General features: G+C 66.6%; 16 protein-coding genes and 1 pseudogene. 6 read left to right on the top strand and 11 right to left on the bottom strand.

Features of this window, described 5'->3' with window-relative positions:
* Positions 1-444 precede the first annotated feature (444 nt).
* From RSW2DRAFT_RS15260 to RSW2DRAFT_RS15235, 6 genes are all read right to left on the bottom strand, one after another.
* A complete protein-coding gene (locus RSW2DRAFT_RS15260; RefSeq protein ID WP_008032543.1) occupies positions 445-1,773 on the bottom strand; it encodes a sigma-54-dependent transcriptional regulator in 1,329 nt (442 codons plus the stop codon).
* 7 nt (positions 1,774-1,780) lie between these two features.
* Positions 1,781-3,544, bottom strand: coding sequence for a sensor histidine kinase (locus RSW2DRAFT_RS15255; protein WP_008032542.1), 1,764 nt, complete (start codon positions 3,542-3,544; stop codon positions 1,781-1,783).
* Positions 3,545-3,600: 56 nt separating this feature from the next.
* A complete protein-coding gene (gene purQ, locus RSW2DRAFT_RS15250) occupies positions 3,601-4,269 on the bottom strand; it encodes a phosphoribosylformylglycinamidine synthase subunit PurQ (RefSeq protein WP_008032541.1) in 669 nt (222 codons plus the stop codon).
* Between the two features lie 191 nt (positions 4,270-4,460).
* Positions 4,461-5,501, bottom strand: coding sequence for a zinc-dependent alcohol dehydrogenase family protein (locus RSW2DRAFT_RS15245; protein ID WP_008032540.1), 1,041 nt, complete (start codon positions 5,499-5,501; stop codon positions 4,461-4,463).
* 102 nt (positions 5,502-5,603) lie between these two features.
* Positions 5,604-5,843, bottom strand: a complete 240-nt coding sequence (purS, locus tag RSW2DRAFT_RS15240; protein ID WP_008032539.1) for a phosphoribosylformylglycinamidine synthase subunit PurS — start codon at positions 5,841-5,843, stop codon at positions 5,604-5,606.
* A gap of 12 nt (positions 5,844-5,855) precedes the next feature.
* Positions 5,856-6,617 (bottom strand): phosphoribosylaminoimidazolesuccinocarboxamide synthase, encoded by a 762-nt coding sequence (locus tag RSW2DRAFT_RS15235; RefSeq protein WP_008032538.1) that lies wholly within the window; start codon positions 6,615-6,617, stop codon positions 5,856-5,858.
* Between the two features lie 180 nt (positions 6,618-6,797).
* Between RSW2DRAFT_RS15235 and RSW2DRAFT_RS15230 the strand changes: the two genes are divergently transcribed.
* From RSW2DRAFT_RS15230 to bmt, 3 genes are all read left to right on the top strand, one after another.
* Positions 6,798-7,112, top strand: a complete 315-nt coding sequence (locus RSW2DRAFT_RS15230) for a DUF1476 domain-containing protein (RefSeq protein ID WP_008032537.1) — start codon at positions 6,798-6,800, stop codon at positions 7,110-7,112.
* Positions 7,113-7,257: 145 nt separating this feature from the next.
* The gene (locus tag RSW2DRAFT_RS15225) at positions 7,258-9,204 is read left to right on the top strand and encodes a phosphatidylglycerol lysyltransferase domain-containing protein (protein ID WP_008032536.1); all 1,947 of its coding nucleotides are present in this window, start codon (positions 7,258-7,260) and stop codon (positions 9,202-9,204) included.
* 43 nt (positions 9,205-9,247) lie between these two features.
* Complete coding sequence (bmt, locus tag RSW2DRAFT_RS15220; protein ID WP_008032534.1) at positions 9,248-10,258, top strand: betaine--homocysteine S-methyltransferase; 1,011 nt, start codon at positions 9,248-9,250, stop codon at positions 10,256-10,258.
* 76 nt (positions 10,259-10,334) lie between these two features.
* Here bmt and RSW2DRAFT_RS15215 read toward each other — a convergent pair whose 3' ends face one another.
* Positions 10,335-11,420, bottom strand: a complete 1,086-nt coding sequence (locus RSW2DRAFT_RS15215; protein WP_050786839.1) for a PA0069 family radical SAM protein — start codon at positions 11,418-11,420, stop codon at positions 10,335-10,337.
* Positions 11,421-11,574: 154 nt separating this feature from the next.
* Here RSW2DRAFT_RS15215 and RSW2DRAFT_RS15210 point away from each other — a divergent pair, with 154 nt between their 5' ends.
* The 3 genes from RSW2DRAFT_RS15210 (at position 11,575) to RSW2DRAFT_RS15200 (ending at position 13,191) form a co-directional block, all read left to right on the top strand.
* Complete coding sequence (locus RSW2DRAFT_RS15210; RefSeq protein WP_008032530.1) at positions 11,575-12,270, top strand: corrinoid protein; 696 nt, start codon at positions 11,575-11,577, stop codon at positions 12,268-12,270.
* Positions 12,271-12,394: 124 nt separating this feature from the next.
* Positions 12,395-12,553: a hypothetical protein gene (locus tag RSW2DRAFT_RS15205; protein ID WP_008032528.1), complete on the top strand. Its 159-nt coding sequence runs from the start codon at positions 12,395-12,397 to the stop codon at positions 12,551-12,553.
* Entirely contained in the window at positions 12,550-13,191 is a 642-nt protein-coding gene (locus RSW2DRAFT_RS15200; protein WP_008032526.1) for a DUF1638 domain-containing protein, read from the top strand. Before RSW2DRAFT_RS15205 ends, RSW2DRAFT_RS15200 begins: the two co-directional genes overlap by 4 nt.
* 7 nt (positions 13,192-13,198) lie before the next feature.
* On the opposite strand, the gene recN is transcribed toward RSW2DRAFT_RS15200, so the two are convergent.
* From recN to RSW2DRAFT_RS15180, 4 genes and pseudogenes are all read right to left on the bottom strand, one after another.
* On the bottom strand, positions 13,199-14,842 hold the full coding sequence (gene recN, locus RSW2DRAFT_RS15195; protein ID WP_008032525.1) for a DNA repair protein RecN: 1,644 nt from the start codon (positions 14,840-14,842) through the stop codon (positions 13,199-13,201).
* Positions 14,843-14,857: 15 nt separating this feature from the next.
* On the bottom strand, positions 14,858-15,700 hold the full coding sequence (locus tag RSW2DRAFT_RS15190) for an outer membrane protein assembly factor BamD (protein ID WP_008032524.1): 843 nt from the start codon (positions 15,698-15,700) through the stop codon (positions 14,858-14,860).
* 130 nt (positions 15,701-15,830) lie between these two features.
* Positions 15,831-16,751, bottom strand: coding sequence for a UDP-3-O-acyl-N-acetylglucosamine deacetylase (gene lpxC / locus RSW2DRAFT_RS15185; RefSeq protein WP_008032523.1), 921 nt, complete (start codon positions 16,749-16,751; stop codon positions 15,831-15,833).
* A 223-nt stretch (positions 16,752-16,974) separates the two neighbouring features.
* Positions 16,975-17,235, bottom strand: a pseudogene (locus RSW2DRAFT_RS15180) (cell division protein FtsZ); the annotation flags it as partial.

The raw sequence follows: 17,235 nt of genomic DNA, 5'->3' as shown, positions 1-17,235 counted from the left end.
GTCGTTGCGCGGCGCATTGCGGTTCTATATCCCAGATGCCGATACCGGCATCCATCTGAAAAGCCCGTTTTGTCAACGACTTGACGGGCAAACTTGCGGCCTTGCGGCCAATCGGTCTGCCAAGTTGGCGCGTTCGGACCTGTGGCCCGCCCTGCGCACTGGGCAGCAAAACTGAAAGGCGGGGTCAGGTCGGTGCGACCTCAGACCCGCTTGACCTTACAATAAGGCCAGAGGCGGCAAAAACACAATGCCATATTTGCCGGGATATTTGCGAAGATACACGCGGGGGTTGCGCGTGGCGTCGAGGGCAGACGGGGGGCTGTCTGCCCCCCGAAGTTCCGGCGGCGCCACGGGCGCCGCGTTCCGCCCTGAAAATGGTCCACCGGACCATTTTCCGGGCGCGCGTCACCCCCGAGGATATTTGTGCAAAGGTGAATGGGAAGTTCAGACGTATTCGCCGCGGCTGAGGCCGTATTTCGCCATCTTCTCGTTCAGGGTGCGGCGGGGCAGGCACAGCTCCTCCATCACCGCGACGATGCTGCCCTTGTGGCGGCGCATGGTGTTGTCGATCAGCATGCGTTCGAAGGCATCGACGTAGTCTTTCAGCGGCTTGCCTTCGGTGGTCAGCGCCGGGCCCGAGGCCTCGTTGTCGGCCATCAACAGGCTGGCGATGGAGCCCGAGCCGCGGCGGTTCTGCAGCACGGCGCGTTCAGCGATGTTCACCAGTTGCCGCACGTTGCCGGGCCAGGGGGCTTGCAGCAGTTGTGCGGCCTCTTGTGCGGTGACCTGCGGCGCGTCGCAGCCGTATTCTTCCGAGAATTGTTCCGACATCCGGGTGAACAGCGTCAGGATATCCTCGCCGCGCTGGCGCAGCGGCGGCAGCACGATGGTCATCGCACCCAGCCGGTAGAACAGGTCGGGGCGCAGCACGTCTTCCAGCGTCTTGTCGGGCGCGTGTTCGTTGCAGATGGCGATGATCCGGGTTTCGGGCGGGGTGCCGGCCTCGTTGATCAGCGTCAGCAGCCGCGACTGCACCGGATGGCTGAGCGCCTGAATATCCTCCAGACACAGCGTGCCGCCGCGCGCCTCTTCGACCAGCGGGACGGTGCCTTCTTCCGAGGGGCCGAACAGCTTGGCCACCAGTTGATCCTCCGACCAGGCGGCGCAGGAGATGGTGACGAACTTGCGCCCGGCCCGCGGCCCCACCGCGTGCAGCGCATGCGCCACCAGCGTCTTGCCGGTGCCGGTTTCGCCGTCGATCAGCACATGGCTGTCGGCCTGCCCCAGATCGAGGATATCCTCGCGCAGCCGTTCCATCACCGGCGAGGTGCCGATCAGCTTGCGCATCAGCACGGTGCCATCGGACAATTCGCGGCGCAGCGCCCGGTTGTCCAGCGTCTGGCGGCGGCTTTGGGTGGCGCGTTTGGCCAGTTCGGTCATCCGGTCGGGGTTGAACGGCTTTTCCAGAAAGTCGAAAGCGCCGACCCGCATTGCCTCGACCGCCATCGGCACGTCGCCGTGGCCAGTGATCAGAATCACCGGCAGACCGCTGTCCATGCTCATCAGCCGTTTCAGGAAGGCCATGCCATCCATGCCGGGCATCTTGATGTCCGAGACCACGACGCCGGGGAACTCCGCGCCGATCCCGGCCAGGGCTTCCTCGGCCGAGGCATAGGTTTCGGTGTCGAACCCCGACAGGGCCAACCACTGGCTGATGGATTGCCGCATGTCGGCTTCGTCATCGACGATCGCGACTTTCATTGCACGGGCCATTTGGTCCTCATTCCGCTGCTTCGGTTTCCTTGCCCAACAGGGGCAACTGCATCTCGAACACCGCACCGCCATCTTCGGCATTATGCGCCGTCAGGCGGCCGCCCAGATCGGTGACGATACCGGACGAGATCGCAAGGCCAAGCCCCACCCCCTCGCCGGCCTTCTTGGTGGTGTAGAACGGCTCGAACAGGTTTTCGAGATCGGTGATGCCGGGGCCGTTGTCGCGCACCGTCAGGGTGGCAGTGTCGCCCGCGGTCAACAGCAGGTCGATCTGCGGGCTGGTGCGGCCCTTGGTGGCATCCAGCCCGTTGCGCAGCAGGTTGATGATCACCTGTTCCAGCCGGATACGGTCGGCCATCACCATTACCGGCTGGCGCGGCATCGCCCGGGTGATCCGCACCACCCGCAGCTTCAGTTGCGGCTCCATCATCGACAGCGCCGACGACACGCAGGTGCGCAGATCGACCGGCTCGAACGCCTCGCCGCCTTTGCGGGCATAGGATTTCAACTGCCGGGTGATGGCGCCCATCCGGTCGATCAGATCGTCGATCCGCTGGAACGACGACAACGCCTCGTCGGGGCGGCGGCGCTGCAACAGCAGGCGCGCGCCCGCCAGATAGGTCTTCATCGCCGCCAAGGGCTGGTTCAGCTCGTGGCTGACCGCCGCCGACATCTCGCCCAGCGCCGCCAGTTTCGAGCTTTGCGCCAGCGTCAGTTCGGCCACCTCCAGATCCTTCTGCATCTTCTCGCGCTCGGCCACCTCGCGTTGCAACCGGGCGTTCAGCAGCCGCAGTTCCGCCGATTCGCGCTGCGCCGAGATGCTTTGCGACCAGGCCTGCCGCGACAAAAGGTAGAAAGTCAGCGCCAGCAGGATGGCAAAGGCCATGATCTCCAGCGCCAGCACGCCGTTCACCCGCTCGCGCACCGAATCGTAAGCGGTGAAGGTGACCAGACGCCAGCCGCGGAACGGCACCTTGGCCTCGGTCTGCATCACCGCCTTGCCATAGACATAGGCATCGGGCGGCTCTTGCGCCCAGTCGGCAGTGGCCTGCAAGGCCCGGCGGATCGCCGAGGGCGGATCGCGCACCGCCAGCGCCTCGGCCAGCGGATAGCCGCGCCAGCGCGGTTCGGTGGCCAGGATCACCGTGCCCGCGCTGTCGGTGACCAGCACGGCATCCTGCAACCCGGCCCAGGCGCGTTCGAATTTCATCAGATCGACCGCGACCACCACGACGCCCAGCACCCGGTTGTCGGACCGCACAGCGCGGGAATAGGTGAAATCGAAGCCGCCCGCCTCGCGCTTTTCGGCGGTGAACACGGTCTCCTTCAGCCGCTGCGCGTCGATGAAGGCGCGGCTGGCGCGCAAGTTGGTGCCCAGCAGATTGCGGTTGGTCGCCCCCACGGTGCGGCCATCGGCATCCAGCAGCAGGATCGACGCGGCCCCGATCTCGGTCTGGAACGAGATCAGCCGGGCCGAAGTGCTGGAAAACTCGCCACCGTTCAGCGCGCCGATCAGCGCGGGGTCGCTGGCCAGCAGCAACGGCACTACCGAGGTGCGCTGCAACTCGGCCATCATGTTGCCGGAGTAAAGCGCCAGCCGCAGCTCGGCGCGGTTGCGCGTGGCGTCGGTGAAGCGGTTGCCGAGCCAGTGGTTGGTGACGATGACGACGCCGATGGCCAGCAGCACCAGCAGCGCCACCACAAGCTTGATGCGCCAGGAAATTCCTTGCGCTGCGGCGGTGCCATCGAACTGGTGGTCGGTCATCTGCATCGGCCAAAGGTAAAGCGCGCCTGCCGCAGCCTCAAGGCCGGGGCCGGAATGGAGCTTCAGGCCAGCGCCATCTTGCCGATCAGCCCCGCAAACAGCGCCGCACCGTCCGCGCCGCCGGTTGCTGCGTCCACCACCCGCTCGGGGTGCGGCATCATGCCCAGCACCCGGCGGTTGGCCGACAGCACCCCGGCAATGTCGCCCATCGCGCCATTGGGATTGGCGACATAGCGGAACGCCACCCGGTCCTCGGCCTGCAACTGCGCCAGGGTCTCGGCATCGGCGGTGTAATTGCCGTCGTGATGCGCCACCGGCACCTTGATCACCTGCCCGGCCGCATAGCCGCAGGTATAGGCGCAATCGGTGGTCGCCACCTGCAATTCCACGGTCTTGCAGATGAATTTCAGCCCGGCATTGCGCATCAAGGCCCCCGGCAGCAGCCCCATCTCGGTCAGCACCTGAAAGCCGTTGCAGATGCCCAGCACATGGCCGCCACGCGCCGCGTGCCGCTTGACCGCGGCGCCAATCGGTGATTGCGCGGCAATGGCACCACAGCGCAGATAGTCACCAAAGGAAAAGCCGCCGGGAATACCCACCACATCGACGCCCGCCGGCAGTTCGGTGTCCTTGTGCCAGACCCGCAGCACCTGCGCCCCCGCCCGCTCGAAGGCCACCGCCAGATCGCGGTCACAGTTCGAGCCGGGAAAGGTGATGACAGCGGCTTTCATGGGCGGCACTCCAATCAACGGGTTTTCCTGCGTCCTAAAGCAATCGCCCGGCCGTTTCCAGCCTTCCACATTCACCTTTGCGCAAATATCCTCCGGGGTGACGCGCGCCCGGGAAATGGTCCGGTGGACCATTTTCCGTGCGGAACGCGTCGCCCGTGGCGACGCAGGGGGGTGGAAAACCCCCGGCTCTGTCACCGAGTAAAATCGGTGATCACCGCCACCCCCGGCGGCGTCGGCCCGTCAAACGCCCGCAACTCGGCAGAAGCGTCGGCAAGCCCGACCCGCCGCGCCACCAGCGGCGACAAATCCACATGCCCACCATCAATCAGCCCGAACAGACTGGGATAACGCCAACCCGGCATGCCGCGGGTGCCATAGATTGCCAACTGGCCCGAATAGACCGCATCCATCGGCAGATGCATGTTCAGATGATCCCCCGCAGGCATCCCCACCTGCACCATCCGCCCCAGCTTGCGCAGCGAGCGCAGCGCCGCCAGCGTGGTCGCCTCGATCCCCAAAGCCTCGACAGCTACATGCGCGCCGCCGCCGGTGATGTCGCGGATCGCCGCCACCGCATCACATTCGGCGGCATTTACCACCGCGTCCGCCCCCAAGGCCTTGGCATAGGCCAGCTTTTCCGCCACCACATCAACCATCACCACCCGCGCGCCGATCGCCCGGCCCAGCAACAGCGCCGCCAGCCCCACGCCGCCCGCACCCTGCACCGCCAGCCATTCGCCCGGCGCCAGCGCCGCCCGCCCGGTCAGCGCCTGCCAGGCGGTTGTCACCCGACACCCCAGCGAGGCCGCCAGTGCTGGCTCCATGCTGCCCGGCAACCGCGCCAGATTGGCATCGGCATGCGGCACCGCCAGCATCTCGGCATAGGCGCCCGCCATGTTGAAGCCGGGCAAAGCCTGCGTCGCACAGATGGTCTGATGCCCGGCGCGGCAATCGGGACAAGTGCCGCAAGCCAGGATGAACGGCGCAATCACCCGGTCGCCCAGCCGCCAGCCGGTGACCAGCGGCCCCACCGCCACCACCTCGCCGCAGTATTCATGGCCCAGGATATGCGGCAAGGCCACCGGATCGGCGCCGGTCCAGGCGTGCCAGTCAGAACGGCAGATGCCGCAGGCCAGCACCCGCAGCACCACGCCATCGGAGGGGCAAGCCGGATCGGCAACCGTCTCGATCGACAGGCTTTCCGAAAATCCCCGCATCACCGCTGCGCGCATGTCTTGCCCCCCAAAGCCGCACGCCCCGAAGCGGCGACCAAAATCCTTCGAAGGATTTTGCAAAAGTTTTCGAAAACTTTTGCCTTTCCCGCGGCAACCGCCTCAGACGATCTCGACGCTGTATTTCTCGATCACGGTGTTGGCCAACAGCTTTTCGCACATTGCCCGCACCTCGGCCTCGGCCGCCGCCTTGTCGCTGCCCACCAGATCCAGCTCGATCACCTTGCCCTGCCGCACGCCCTGCACTCCGGCAAAACCCAGCGTGCCCAGCGCATGGCGCACCGCCTCGCCCTGCGGATCCAGAACCCCATCTTTCAGCATGACATGGACACGGGCTTTCATCGGCAGGGCCTTTCAGTTGATCAGGGTTGGCTTGGTGGTATGGGTGACGTTCGAGGGCAGAACCCCCAGCCGCCGCGCAAGTTCGGTATAGACGTCCGCCAGCGGCCCCGGCTCGCGGGTCACGCCTTCGCGGTCGGGCGCTTCGGTGCCGCGGGTATCCCACAGCCGGCAACTGTCGGGGCTGATCTCGTCGGCCACGATCAGCCGCATGAAATCGCCCTCCCAGATCCGGCCCACTTCCAGCCGGAAATCCGCCAGCCGGATGCCGATGCCCATCATCACGCCCGACAGGAAATCATTGACCCGCAGCGCCAGCGCCACGATGTCGTCCAGGTCCTGCTGGCTGGCCCAGCCGAAGGCGATGATATGTTCCTCGGCCACCATCGGGTCGCCCAGCTTCTCGTCCTTGAAATAGTATTCCACAATCGGCCGCGGCAGCGCCGTGCCTTCGGGGATGCCCAGCCGGGTTGAAAGCTCTCCGGCGGCAAAATTGCGCACCACCACTTCCAGCGGCACGATTTCGGCCATCCGCACCAGTTGCTCGCGCATGTTCAGGCGGCGGATGAAATGCGTCGGCACCCCGATGCTGTTCAGCCCCGACATGAAGAATTCCGACAGCCGGTTGTTCAGCACGCCCTTGCCTTCGACCGCGGCTTGCGGCGGTGTGGCCCCGGCGCGGCCATCGTCCTTGTAATACTGGATCAGGGTTCCGGGCTCGGGGCCTTCATAGAGGATCTTCGCCTTGCCCTCATAGACCTTCTTGCGACGTGCCATGAACTCTCCGATCGAACGCCAAACAGGGCGGCAAAAGCCTCCCTTCGCAGTTGGGGGCCTTCTACGGCAAGGCGCCGCCGCTCGCAAGGACAACACGCCGCCGGGTGCGACAACCTCTTGCAGCGCCGCCGCCGGAAGGGCATATGAAGGGGGAACGGAACCGCCAGAAGGGGCCCCGCCATGACCACCTTTGACAATCGCGAAAAGGCTTTCGAGTCGAAATACGCCCATGACGCCGACATGCAGTTCCGCGCCGAGGCCCGGCGCAACAAGCTGGTCGGGCTTTGGGCGGCGGGTCTGCTGGGCAAGACCGGTCAGGAGGCAGCCGACTATGCGCTGTCGGTGGTGCAGGCCGATTTCGAGGAAGCCGGCACCGAAGACGTGGTCCGCAAGGTGGCCGCCGACCTGGGTGGGCTGGCCGATGTCGAAACCATCCGCGCCAAGCTGGCCGAACTGCTGCCGGTGGCGAAATCGCAGTTGATGGACGAATTCTGATCGCTGCGATCTTGTGACCAAAGCCAGGCCGTCCTTCGGGGCGGCCTTTGCATTTTTGCCGACAATTTTACCGGTCCTGGCGGCGTTAATCCGATGTCCATGGCCCTGCCCTAGCCCTGCCCCCTGAACGGGTGCGGAGCGGATGATGGCAAAGGCAACGACGGCGCTGGCCCTGGTGCAAGCGGAGGCGGCGGCAGGGCAAAGGCGGGTGCTGCGCCGGATCGGCCTGTCGCTGGCGCTGGCGTCGCTGTTTCTTGGCCTGTTGTGGCAAAGGCTGCAGACGCTGGACCTTGCCGAGGTGGCCACGGCCTTCGCCTCCGTGTCACCAGCACAATGGGGGCTGGCGCTTGCCGCAACGGCGGTCAGTTTCTGGGCGGTGGCGCAGTATGACGTGACCCTGCACCGGCATCTGGGCAGCCGGGTGTCGCCGCTACGGGCCGGGCGGGCCGGGGCTGCGGCGATTGCGGTCAGCCAGACGCTGGGGCTTGGCGTGGTGACCGGCGGTCTGGTGCGCTGGCGGATGCTGCCCGAGCTGTCGCTGTGGCAGGCGACGCAGATCACGCTGGCGGTGACGGCTTCATTTCTGGCCGGTTGGGCGGTGGTGACAGCCTGCACGCTGCTGCTGCTGCCCGCAGCCCCGTTCAAGGCGGCAGCGCTGGCGGTGGTGCTGCTGGCTTTGGTGCTGACGGTGCCGGGCCTGCTGGGCCTGCGGCTGCGCTGGCGCGACAAGGCGGTTGCCCTGCCCAATGGCTTCACCCTTGCCCGGGTGCTGGGGCTGACGGCGGTCGATACCATCGCCGCAAGCCTGGTGCTTTTCGCGCTGTGCCCGCCCGACCTTGCCCTGCCCTTCGCCACCCTGCTGCCCGCCTTTCTGCTGGCGCTGGGGGCCGGGATGGTGTCCGGCGCGCCGGGCGGGGTTGGCGCTTTCGAGGTGGTATTGCTGGCGCTGCTGCCCGGCGGCACCGAGGCGCCGTTGCTGGCGGCGATGCTGGCCTTTCGCGGCTGCTATTATGCGCTGCCGGCGCTGGTCGGCGCGGCACTGGCCAGTCTGGCACCACAGCGACCGCGGGCAACGGCGCGGACATCGGACCCGATGACCTCCGTCGCTGCCCCGATGCCACATCTGGCCGAGTTCGGGCTGGTGCATCAGGGCACGCTCAGCCTGCTACCGACGCCGGAAGGGGCTGTCTGGCTGACCGGTCGGACACCACATGCGCTGGTGGCGCTGCGCGACCCGATGCTGCGCGCCGAGGCGGTGGCGATTGCCACCCTGAAGACGCAGGCGAAAACCGAGGGCCGCCTGCCCTGCCTTTACAAATGCGGCGCCCGCAGCGCCGCTGCCGCCCGGCGCCTGGGCTTTGCCACTTTGGTGGTGGCGCGCGAGGCTCACCTTGACCCGCGCAGCTTTACTACCGCCACGCCCGCCCGCGCCGGTCTGCGCCGCAAACTGCGCCGGGCACAAAGCGCCGGGCTGCGGCTGACCTCTGCCGCCCCCAATGATGCCCTGCCACAGGCGGCGATGGCGCAGGTCAACGCCGCCTGGGCCACGGCGCATGGCGGCGAGCGCGGCTTTTCGATGGGACGTTTCTGCCCGCGCTACCTGTCGCGGCAGTGGGTGGTGCTGGCCTGGCTGGGCTGCGATCTGGTGGGCTTTGCCAGCTTTCACCAAGGCGCGCAAGAATGGACGCTTGATCTGATGCGGCAGACCACAGCCGCCCCCGATGGCACCATGCAGGCGCTGGTGGCCGCGGCGATTGCCGAAGCCGGGCGGCTGGGCCTGCCCCGACTGTCACTCGCTGCGGTGCCCGAGGCGACCCTGAAAACCCATGCAATTCTGAACCGACTGCTCAGCCCGCACGGCGCGGGCCTTGCGCAGTTCAAACACAGCTTCGCGCCGCGGTGGGAGCGGCTCTACCTCGCCGCCCCCTCGCGCCCCGCTCTGCTGCTCTGCGCCGCCGAGATCGCCCGCGCCATCCACCGCCCCGGCCCGCTGCGCCCCGGCCCCTCGCCCCGGCGCGACGAATTTCCTGCGCCACAGGCCGAATATGAATTTGCGCCCGCGGGCGCCGCGTGGCACAGCAAGGCAGACTGACCGGCCGCCGCCGCGGCCTGCCCCTGACCCCTGCGAGGCCCCGATGACCAACGCCCTGTCCCGTCTTTTGTCCACCCACGACTGGCTGATGGCCGATGGCGCCACCGGCACCAACCTGTTCAACATGGGGCTTTCCTCGGGCGAGGCGCCGGAATTCTGGAACGCCGACCAGCCCGACAACATCCGCAAGCTCTATCAATGGGCGGTTGATGCCGGCTCCGACATCTTCCTGACCAACTCGTTCGGCGGCAATGCCAGTCGGCTGAAACTGCACGGCGCGCAAGGCCGGGTGCACGAGTTGAACCGGCTTGCCGCCAGCCTTGGCCGCGAGGTGGCTGACAAGGCCGGTCGCCCCGTGGTGGTGGCAGGCTCGGTGGGGCCGACGGGCGAGATCATGGCACCGATGGGCACCCTGACCCATGCCATCGCCGTCGAGATGTTCCATGAACAGGCCGAAGGGCTGAAGGCGGGCGGCGCCGATGTGCTGTGGGTCGAAACCATCTCTGCCGCCGCAGAATATCAGGCGGCCGCCGAGGCCGCAGCGCTGGCCGGCATGCCCTGGTGCGGCACCATGAGCTTTGATACCGCCGGGCGCACCATGATGGGCGTCACCTCGGCGGCGATGGTCGAGATGGTCGAGAAACTCGCCAACCCGCCGCTGGCGTTTGGTGCCAACTGCGGCGTTGGCTCCTCGGACCTGCTGCGCACCGTGCTGGGTTTCGCGGCCCAGGGGTCGGAACGGCCGGTGATCGCCAAGGGCAATGCCGGCATCCCGAAATACAAGGACGGCGCCATCCATTACGACGGCACGCCAGCGCTGATGGCCGATTACGCGGTGCTGGCGCGCGATGCAGGTGCCCGGATCATCGGCGGCTGCTGCGGCACCATGCCCGAGCATCTGCGCGCCATGCGTCAGGCGCTGGAAACTCGCCCGAAAGGCCCGCGCCCGACGCTGGAGGCGATTTCCGCGGCGCTGGGGGCGTTTTCCTCGGCATCGGACGGCACCGGCGACGACAGTGGTGCGCCCAAGCGCGAGCGGCGGCGCGGGCGGTAAACGCCGCTCCTTGCTTCCTGTCGGGCGCGCGTCGCTGAACAGCGAAGACGCCCGTGCGGGCGGATGAGCGCGCCGGTCAGAACAGGCTCAACTGATCGCCCGCCCGCGGTGGTGCCCTGAACAGATCGCAGCGCAACGCGGGCAGGTCGCCAAAACCCAGCCGCGCCGTTGCCTTGGCGAACCGTTGTTGCAGCAGATCGGCCCACACCCCCTGCCCGCGCATCCGCGCCCCGAACGCCGGGTCATAGTCCTGCCCGCCATGCAATTCGTGCAGCCGCGCCAGAATCTTGTCGGCCCGCCCCGGCAGCCGCGCCTCCAGCCAGTCGCGGAACAACCCGGCCACCTCGCCCGGCAACCGCAGCAGGATCCAGGCGGCGGCACGCGCCCCGGCAGCCTTCGCCGCCGTCAGGATCGCCTCCATCTCCGGGTCGGTCAGACCTGGGATCACCGGCGCCAGCATCAGCCGCACCGGCACCCCGGCCTCGGTCAACCGCCGGATCACCTCCAGCCGCCGCATGGGCGCCGCCGCCCGCGGCTCCAGCGCCCGGCTGAGGCCCGCATCCAGCGTTGTCACCGAAATGCCCACCGACAGCAGCCCCGCCCGCCCCATCGGCCCCAGAATGTCCAGATCGCGCTCGATCAGCGTGCCCTTGGTGGTGATGGTCAGCGGATGGTTGAAATCGCGCAGCACCTGCAGCACCTCGCGCATCACCCGCTGCTGCGCCTCGATCGGCTGATAGGGGTCGGTGTTGGTGCCGATGGCGATCGGTGCCACCCGGTAGGCCTTGGCGCGCAATTCCGCCGCCAGCACCGCGCCGATGCCGGGCCGCGCGATCAGTTTCGTTTCGAAATCCAGCCCCGGCGACAGGTTCAGAAAGGCATGGGTCGGCCGGGCATAGCAGTAGATGCAGCCATGCTCGCAACCGCGATAGGGGTTCACCGAGCGGTCGAACTCGATATCCGGCGAGCGGTTCCACGCCAGCGCCGAGCGCGGCACTTCCAGCCGCACCTCGGTGCGCAACAGCCGGTCGTCCTCGGCCATATCCCAGCCGTCGTCGGCAGCCACCCGGCGCAGCGGCTCGAACCGCCCGGCAGCATTGCCCAAAGCCCCACGGGCGCGGGTTCGGTAACCGTTTGGCAAGCGGGTTTCGGGCGGTTCCATGGGGCAATTATAGAACATTGGATGAACATTGCGCAAGGTTGCCGGCGCTGCGCCTCTTGCCTGTCGGCTTTCACCCTGCCAGTGTCGCAATCCGAAAAGTCCCGCCCCGGCTTTGCCCGCATTGAAGCTGAGACACATCCCCGCAGGAGCCCCCATGGCCGAAGATGACATCATCCTCTCCGAACTTTCCGACGACGAGCTGGTCCTGCAGATGCACGACGACCTTTACGACGGGTTGAAGGAAGAGATCGAAGAGGGCGTCGGCATCCTGCTGGAACGCGGCTGGACCCCCTATGACGTGCTGACCAAGGCGCTGGTGGCGGGCATGACCATCGTCGGTGCCGACTTCCGCGACGGCATCCTGTTCGTCCCCGAAGTGCTGCTGGCCGCCAACGCCATGAAGGGCGGCATGTTCATCCTCAAACCGCTGCTGGCCGAAACCGGCGCGCCGCGGATGGGCAAGATGGTGATCGGCACCGTCAAGGGCGACATCCACGACATCGGCAAGAATCTGGTCGGCATGATGATGGAAGGGGCCGGGTTCGAAGTGCTCGACCTCGGCATCAACAACTCGGTCGAGAAATACCTGGCGGCACTGGAAAGCGAACAACCCGACATTCTGGGCATGTCGGCGCTGCTGACCACCACCATGCCCTACATGAAGGTGGTGATCGACACGCTGAAGGAAAAAGGCATGCGCGAGGATTACATCGTGCTGGTCGGCGGCGCGCCACTGAACGAGGAATTCAGCCGCGCCATCGGGGCCGACGCCTATTGCCGCGATGCCGCCGTTGCGGTGGAAACCGCCAAGGCGTTCGTCGCCCGCAAGCATAACCAGCTTGGCGCCTGAAGAAGCCTTGCAGGTTCGCTCTGGCCCCCGGCGCAATCCGGGGGCTTTTTCTTTTGCCGGGGGCGCCTTGGCAAAGCCCGGTGGCCGCGCCATCTAGATGGTATTGCTTGCAAAGGCCCTGCCCATGCCCGCCCGCACTTTCGTATCCTTGCTGCTGATCGTGATCGCCGCCGCCGGGCTGACGCTGCTGGCGGCGCAGCGCATCGGCCTGCCGCTGGCGGCGCTGTCGCTGGTGGCTGTGCTGGCGGCGCTGGCGCTGCGGCTGTGGATGGACAAGCGATGACCCCCGATGACGCCACCCTGACCGAAGCGGGGCTGGAACCGACGCATCACGGCCGTATCCTGCTGATCGCCTGCGGGGCGCTGGCACATGAAGTTCTGGCGCTAAAGCGTTTGAATCATTGGGATCATCTGGATCTGCAATGCCTGCCTGCCAACCTGCATCTGTGGCCCGACCGCATCCCGGCGGCGGTCGAGGCGGCGGTGGAGAAGCACCGCGATGCCTATGCGTCGGTCTTCGTGCTGTATGCCGACTGCGGCACGGGCGGCCAATTGTTCGAAAAGTGCAAGAAACTTGGGGTAGAGATGCTTCAAGGCCCACATTGTTATTCGTTTTTTGAAGGTAACGAAGACTTCGCCGCCAAGGCCGAGACCGAATTCACCGCGTTTTACCTGACCGATTTTCTGGTGCGGCAGTTCGATGCCTTTGTCTGGCGCCCCATGGGTCTGGACCGCCACCCCGAGTTGCGCGACATGTATTTCGGCAATTACACCAAGCTGGTCTATCAGGCGCAGACCGACGATCCGGCGCTGGACCTGAAGGCGCAGGACTGCGCCCGCCGCCTTGGTCTGGCCTATGAGCGGCGGCTGACCGGCTATGGCGATCTGGCGCGGGAACTGGCGGTCGTGGCGGCAGGCTAGACCCGCCCTACCCCGCCAGCAGCGCCCGCGCCGCCGCCCTTGCGGCATCCGACACCGAACCACCCGCCAGCATCCGGCCGATTTCTTCCACCCGCGCGGCATCGTCCAGCGGCGTGACAGTCGAGGTGGTCATCTCGTCCCGCACCGCCTTTTCGACCCGCCAGTGATGCGCCCCCAGCGCCGCCACCTGCGGCGAATGGGTCACCACCAGCACCTGCGCGCCCGTGGCCAGCGATTTCAGCCGCCGCCCCACCGCATCGGCGGTCGCCCCGCCCACGCCGCGGTCGATCTCGTCGAAGATCAGCGTCAGCCCCGGCGTGTCGCCGGTCAGGCAGACCTTCAGCGCCAGCAGAAACCGCGACAGCTCGCCGCCCGAGGCGATGCGGTTCAGCGGTCCGGCCGGTGCGCCGGGGTTGGTGGCAACTGTAAAGGCCACCGCGTCGCTGCCCTCGGGGCCGGGGTCGCCGGGGCTGATCTGGGTGGAAAACTGCGCCCGCTCCATCTTCAAGGGGGCAAGTTCCGCGGCCATCGCCGCATCCAACGCCAAGGCGGCGGCCTTGCGCGCGCCGGTCAACTGGACGGATTCGCGCAGAAAATCCGCCTCGGCCTCGGCCTTGGCGCGGGTCAGCCCGGTCATCACCCGCGCGCCGCCATCCAGCGCCGCCAGCCGCGCCCGCAGGCCTTCGGCAAAGCCGCCCAGATCGTCGGCCAGCACGCCATGCTTGCGCGCCAGCGCCCTTATGGCAAACAGCCGCTCCTCCAGCGCCTCCAGTTCCAATGGGTTGAAATCCAGCGCCGCAAGGCAGCTTTCCACGCCGGCCTGCGCCTCGTTCAGTTCCACCAGCACCCGGCCAAGCGCCGCAATCGGTGCCTCCAGCCGCCCCTCGGCGCGGTCGGCCACCCCCTCCAGCCAGCGCAGGGCGTTGCCGATCAGCCCTTCGGCGCCCTGTTCCGACAAAGCGCCGTGAGCGTTGACGATATCGGCGCGGATGCGTTCGGCGCCCTGCATGGCGCGGCGGCGGGCGTCCAGCACCGCCTCCTCGCCGGGCTGCGGGTCCAGCTTGTCCAGTTCCTTGACCGCATGGCGCAGATAGTCTTCCTCGGCCTGCATCGCCGCAAGCGCCGCCTCGGCCTCGGTCAGCGCCTTGCGCGCCGTGGCCAGCCGGGTCCAGGCCGCCCGAACACCTGCCACATCGACCCCGGCAAAGGCGTCCAGCATCTGCCGGTGGCCGCGCGGGTTCAGCAACCCGCGATCATCATGCTGGCCATGCAGTTCCACCAGCGTGTCCGACAGTGCCCGCAACACCTCGCCCGACACCCGCCGGTCATTGACCCAGGCGGTCTTGCGGCCATCGGCATGATTGATGCGGCGCAGGATCAGCTCGTCTTCAGCGGCAATCCCGGCCTCGGCCAGCACGTCGCGAGCGGCATGTCCGGGCGGCAGATCGAAGGCTGCCACCACTTCGCCCTGCTCGGCGCCCTGGCGCACCAGTTCGGCACGGCCCCGCCAGCCCAGCACAAAACCCAGCGAATCCAATAGGATCGACTTGCCCGCGCCGGTCTCGCCCGTCAGCACGTTCAGCCCGGGCTGGAACGCCAGGCTGAGACGGTCGATGATCAGCATGTCGCGGATTTCAAGACCGCGCAGCACCAGCCCGCCCCCCGATCAGATCCACTCGCCCCTGATCACCTGCCGGTAAACCTGCTTCAGCCAACTGTCGCCCTTGGCTTCCGGCTTCAGCCCGCGGTCGGTCAGCAGCTTGTAGCTGTCCTGATAGAACGGGCTGGCCTGGTAGTTGTAGCCCAGAATCGCCCCGGCGGTCTGCGCCTCGTCGGTCAGACCCAGCGCCAGATAGGCCTCGACCAGCCGGTGCAGCGCCTCGGCGGTATGGGTGGTGGTCTGGAAATCCTGCACAACCACGCGGAAGCGGTTGATGGCGGCGGAATAGTTGCCGCGCTTCAGGTAATAGCGACCGATTTCCATTTCCTTGGCGGCCAACTGATCGAAGGCCATGTCGAATTTCAGGATGGCCGAACGGGCGTATTCGGTGTCGGGATATTCCTCGATCACCGCCCGCAGCGCCTGCAGGGCCTGGAAGGTCACACCCTGATCGCGGCCAACATCGTCGATCTGGTCGTAATAAGACAGAGCCAGCAGATACTTGGCATAGCCCGCATCTTCGTCGCCGGGGTAGTAGTCAAGGTAGCGCTGCGCCGCCGAACGGGCCTCTTCATACTTCTTGGACTTGTGATAGGTGAAGGCCTGCATGATCAATGCGCGCTTGGCCCATTCGGTATAGGGATAAAGCCGCTCGACCTCGGTGAAATAGCGGATGGCTTCGGTCGGTTTCGGCCGGGTTTCCAAGGCGTATTCGCCGCGCTTGTAGATTTCCTCGGCGGTCAGGCTGTCCAGCGGCACCTCCTTGGTGCCACCGCCGCCGCAACCTGCCAGAGTCGCCACAATCAGCGCCGTGCCCAAAAGTCGCGCGCCCGATTTTCCGCCAATCATCTTTCGCCTACCTGCCTCGTCGTTTCCGGCCCAGCCGAGGGCAAAGTCTGGCACCAAGCGGCCGGTTTGGCCTTTGTCCTAGCACAGAAAATTCCGGGGCGCAAAACGCCTTTCGCACCGGCCGACAGGTTCAGGCAGACAGAGGGATGTCGGACACATGCACGCCAACGCCGGGCAACTTGCAGCCGCTGTGCAGGCCGCAATCGACGTGGTCAAACGCCATTTCCTGCGCGAACAGCGCCCGCAGCAGCCGGTTGGTCAGCGCGTGCCCGGCGCGGATGCCGGTGTAACGCCCCAGAATCGGCGCCCCGGCCAGCGCCAGATCGCCCAGCGCGTCCAGCATCTTGTGGCGCACCGGCTCGTCGGCATAGCGCAAACCGCCCGGCGACAGCACGTCCTCGCCCGAGAACACCACCGCATTTTCCAGCGTGCCACCCAGCGCCAGACCATTGGCGCGCATGTGATCGACATCCTGCTGGCGGCAGAAGGTGCGGCTGTCACACAACTCGCGCACAAAGGCGCCGTTGGCCATGTTCAGGGTCTTTTCCTGACGACCGATCGCGGCATCAGCGAAATCAATGCTGAAGTCGATCTCCAGCGTATCGGCAGGCTCCAGCCGCGCCACGGCGTCACCGTCGCGCACTTCAACCGCGCGCAGCACCCGGATCGCCTGCAACGGGGCCGACTGGTTGGCCACACCGCACGCAAGGAACCCCGCAACGAACGGCACGGCAGAGCCGTCAAGGATCGGCACTTCCGGTCCGTCGATCTCGATCCGCGCGTTGTGGATGCCGCAACCGGCCAGCGCCGCCATAAGATGTTCGATGGTCGAAACCGAGGTGCCGGCAGCATTGGCCACCAGCGTGCACAGTTTCGACGCCACCACCGCATCCCAGCGCGCCGGGATCATCGCGTCAGCGGCGGCCACATCGGTGCGCTGAAACCAGATGCCGAAATCAGCGGCGGCAGGATGCACGGTCATCTGCACCGGCGCGCCAGAGTGTAGCCCGGTTCCGGCAAAGATCGCAGAGGATTTCAGCGTATGTTGCACGTCGCACTCCAGGCACTACCAGATTTGGTCACCAGTCACTCTGACGAGTTCGGTCAATTTTAGGTAAGGCCGAAGGCGCTGCGCCACAACTCACTCTTTGTGACGGGATGTAACACTGGGCGGGAAGCCCTGCGACAATCCGCCCACTTATGGCATAACATACTGACTTTAATAATGAAAAAGCCCGGCGAGCCGGGCTTGTCCACAGAAAATGTGACCGGCTTCAGTTGGCCTGACGGCGCAGGAAAGCCGGAATTTCGATGCGTTCCTGGTCGGCCCCCAGGTCAGGCTCGTCGTCATAGCTGGTGACGGGGGGCTGCTGGCGCGGCGCCGGTGCCGCGCGTTCGGCCTGCGGCTCGGCATGGCCTGCCATGCGGTTGATCAGGCTGCCAATACCAAAGCGCGGCTTGTCAGCCGGGCGCGGCGCCGGGGCAGCGGGACGGGTCGGTTGCATCGTGGCTTGCGGCCGGGCGCCGGGGTTCTT

It is taken from the genome of Rhodobacter ferrooxidans (genome assembly GCF_000176015.1).
In the GTDB taxonomy this organism is placed as follows: Bacteria; Pseudomonadota; Alphaproteobacteria; order Rhodobacterales; family Rhodobacteraceae; genus Pseudorhodobacter_B; species Pseudorhodobacter_B ferrooxidans.
The sequence above is the reverse complement of the archived record's forward strand: the minus strand, read 5'-3'. Positions and strand labels throughout refer to the sequence as shown.

Coding starts and splice junctions, on each gene's coding strand:
- purQ (WP_008032541.1), bottom strand. CDS start 4,269: ATGAAAGCCGCTGTCATCACCTTTCCCGGCTCGAACTGTGACCGCGAT.
- RSW2DRAFT_RS15190 (WP_008032524.1), bottom strand. CDS start 15,700: ATGATTGGCGGAAAATCGGGCGCGCGACTTTTGGGCACGGCGCTGATT.
- RSW2DRAFT_RS15210 (WP_008032530.1), top strand. CDS start 11,575: ATGGCCGAAGATGACATCATCCTCTCCGAACTTTCCGACGACGAGCTG.
- RSW2DRAFT_RS15215 (WP_050786839.1), bottom strand. CDS start 11,420: ATGGAACCGCCCGAAACCCGCTTGCCAAACGGTTACCGAACCCGCGCC.
- RSW2DRAFT_RS15255 (WP_008032542.1), bottom strand. CDS start 3,544: ATGCAGATGACCGACCACCAGTTCGATGGCACCGCCGCAGCGCAAGGA.
- RSW2DRAFT_RS15230 (WP_008032537.1), top strand. CDS start 6,798: ATGACCACCTTTGACAATCGCGAAAAGGCTTTCGAGTCGAAATACGCC.
- RSW2DRAFT_RS15260 (WP_008032543.1), bottom strand. CDS start 1,773: ATGGCCCGTGCAATGAAAGTCGCGATCGTCGATGACGAAGCCGACATG.
- purS (WP_008032539.1), bottom strand. CDS start 5,843: ATGAAAGCCCGTGTCCATGTCATGCTGAAAGATGGGGTTCTGGATCCG.
- RSW2DRAFT_RS15205 (WP_008032528.1), top strand. CDS start 12,395: ATGCCCGCCCGCACTTTCGTATCCTTGCTGCTGATCGTGATCGCCGCC.
- RSW2DRAFT_RS15235 (WP_008032538.1), bottom strand. CDS start 6,617: ATGGCACGTCGCAAGAAGGTCTATGAGGGCAAGGCGAAGATCCTCTAT.
- RSW2DRAFT_RS15245 (WP_008032540.1), bottom strand. CDS start 5,501: ATGCGCGCAGCGGTGATGCGGGGATTTTCGGAAAGCCTGTCGATCGAG.
- RSW2DRAFT_RS15225 (WP_008032536.1), top strand. CDS start 7,258: ATGGCAAAGGCAACGACGGCGCTGGCCCTGGTGCAAGCGGAGGCGGCG.
- RSW2DRAFT_RS15200 (WP_008032526.1), top strand. CDS start 12,550: ATGACCCCCGATGACGCCACCCTGACCGAAGCGGGGCTGGAACCGACG.
- bmt (WP_008032534.1), top strand. CDS start 9,248: ATGACCAACGCCCTGTCCCGTCTTTTGTCCACCCACGACTGGCTGATG.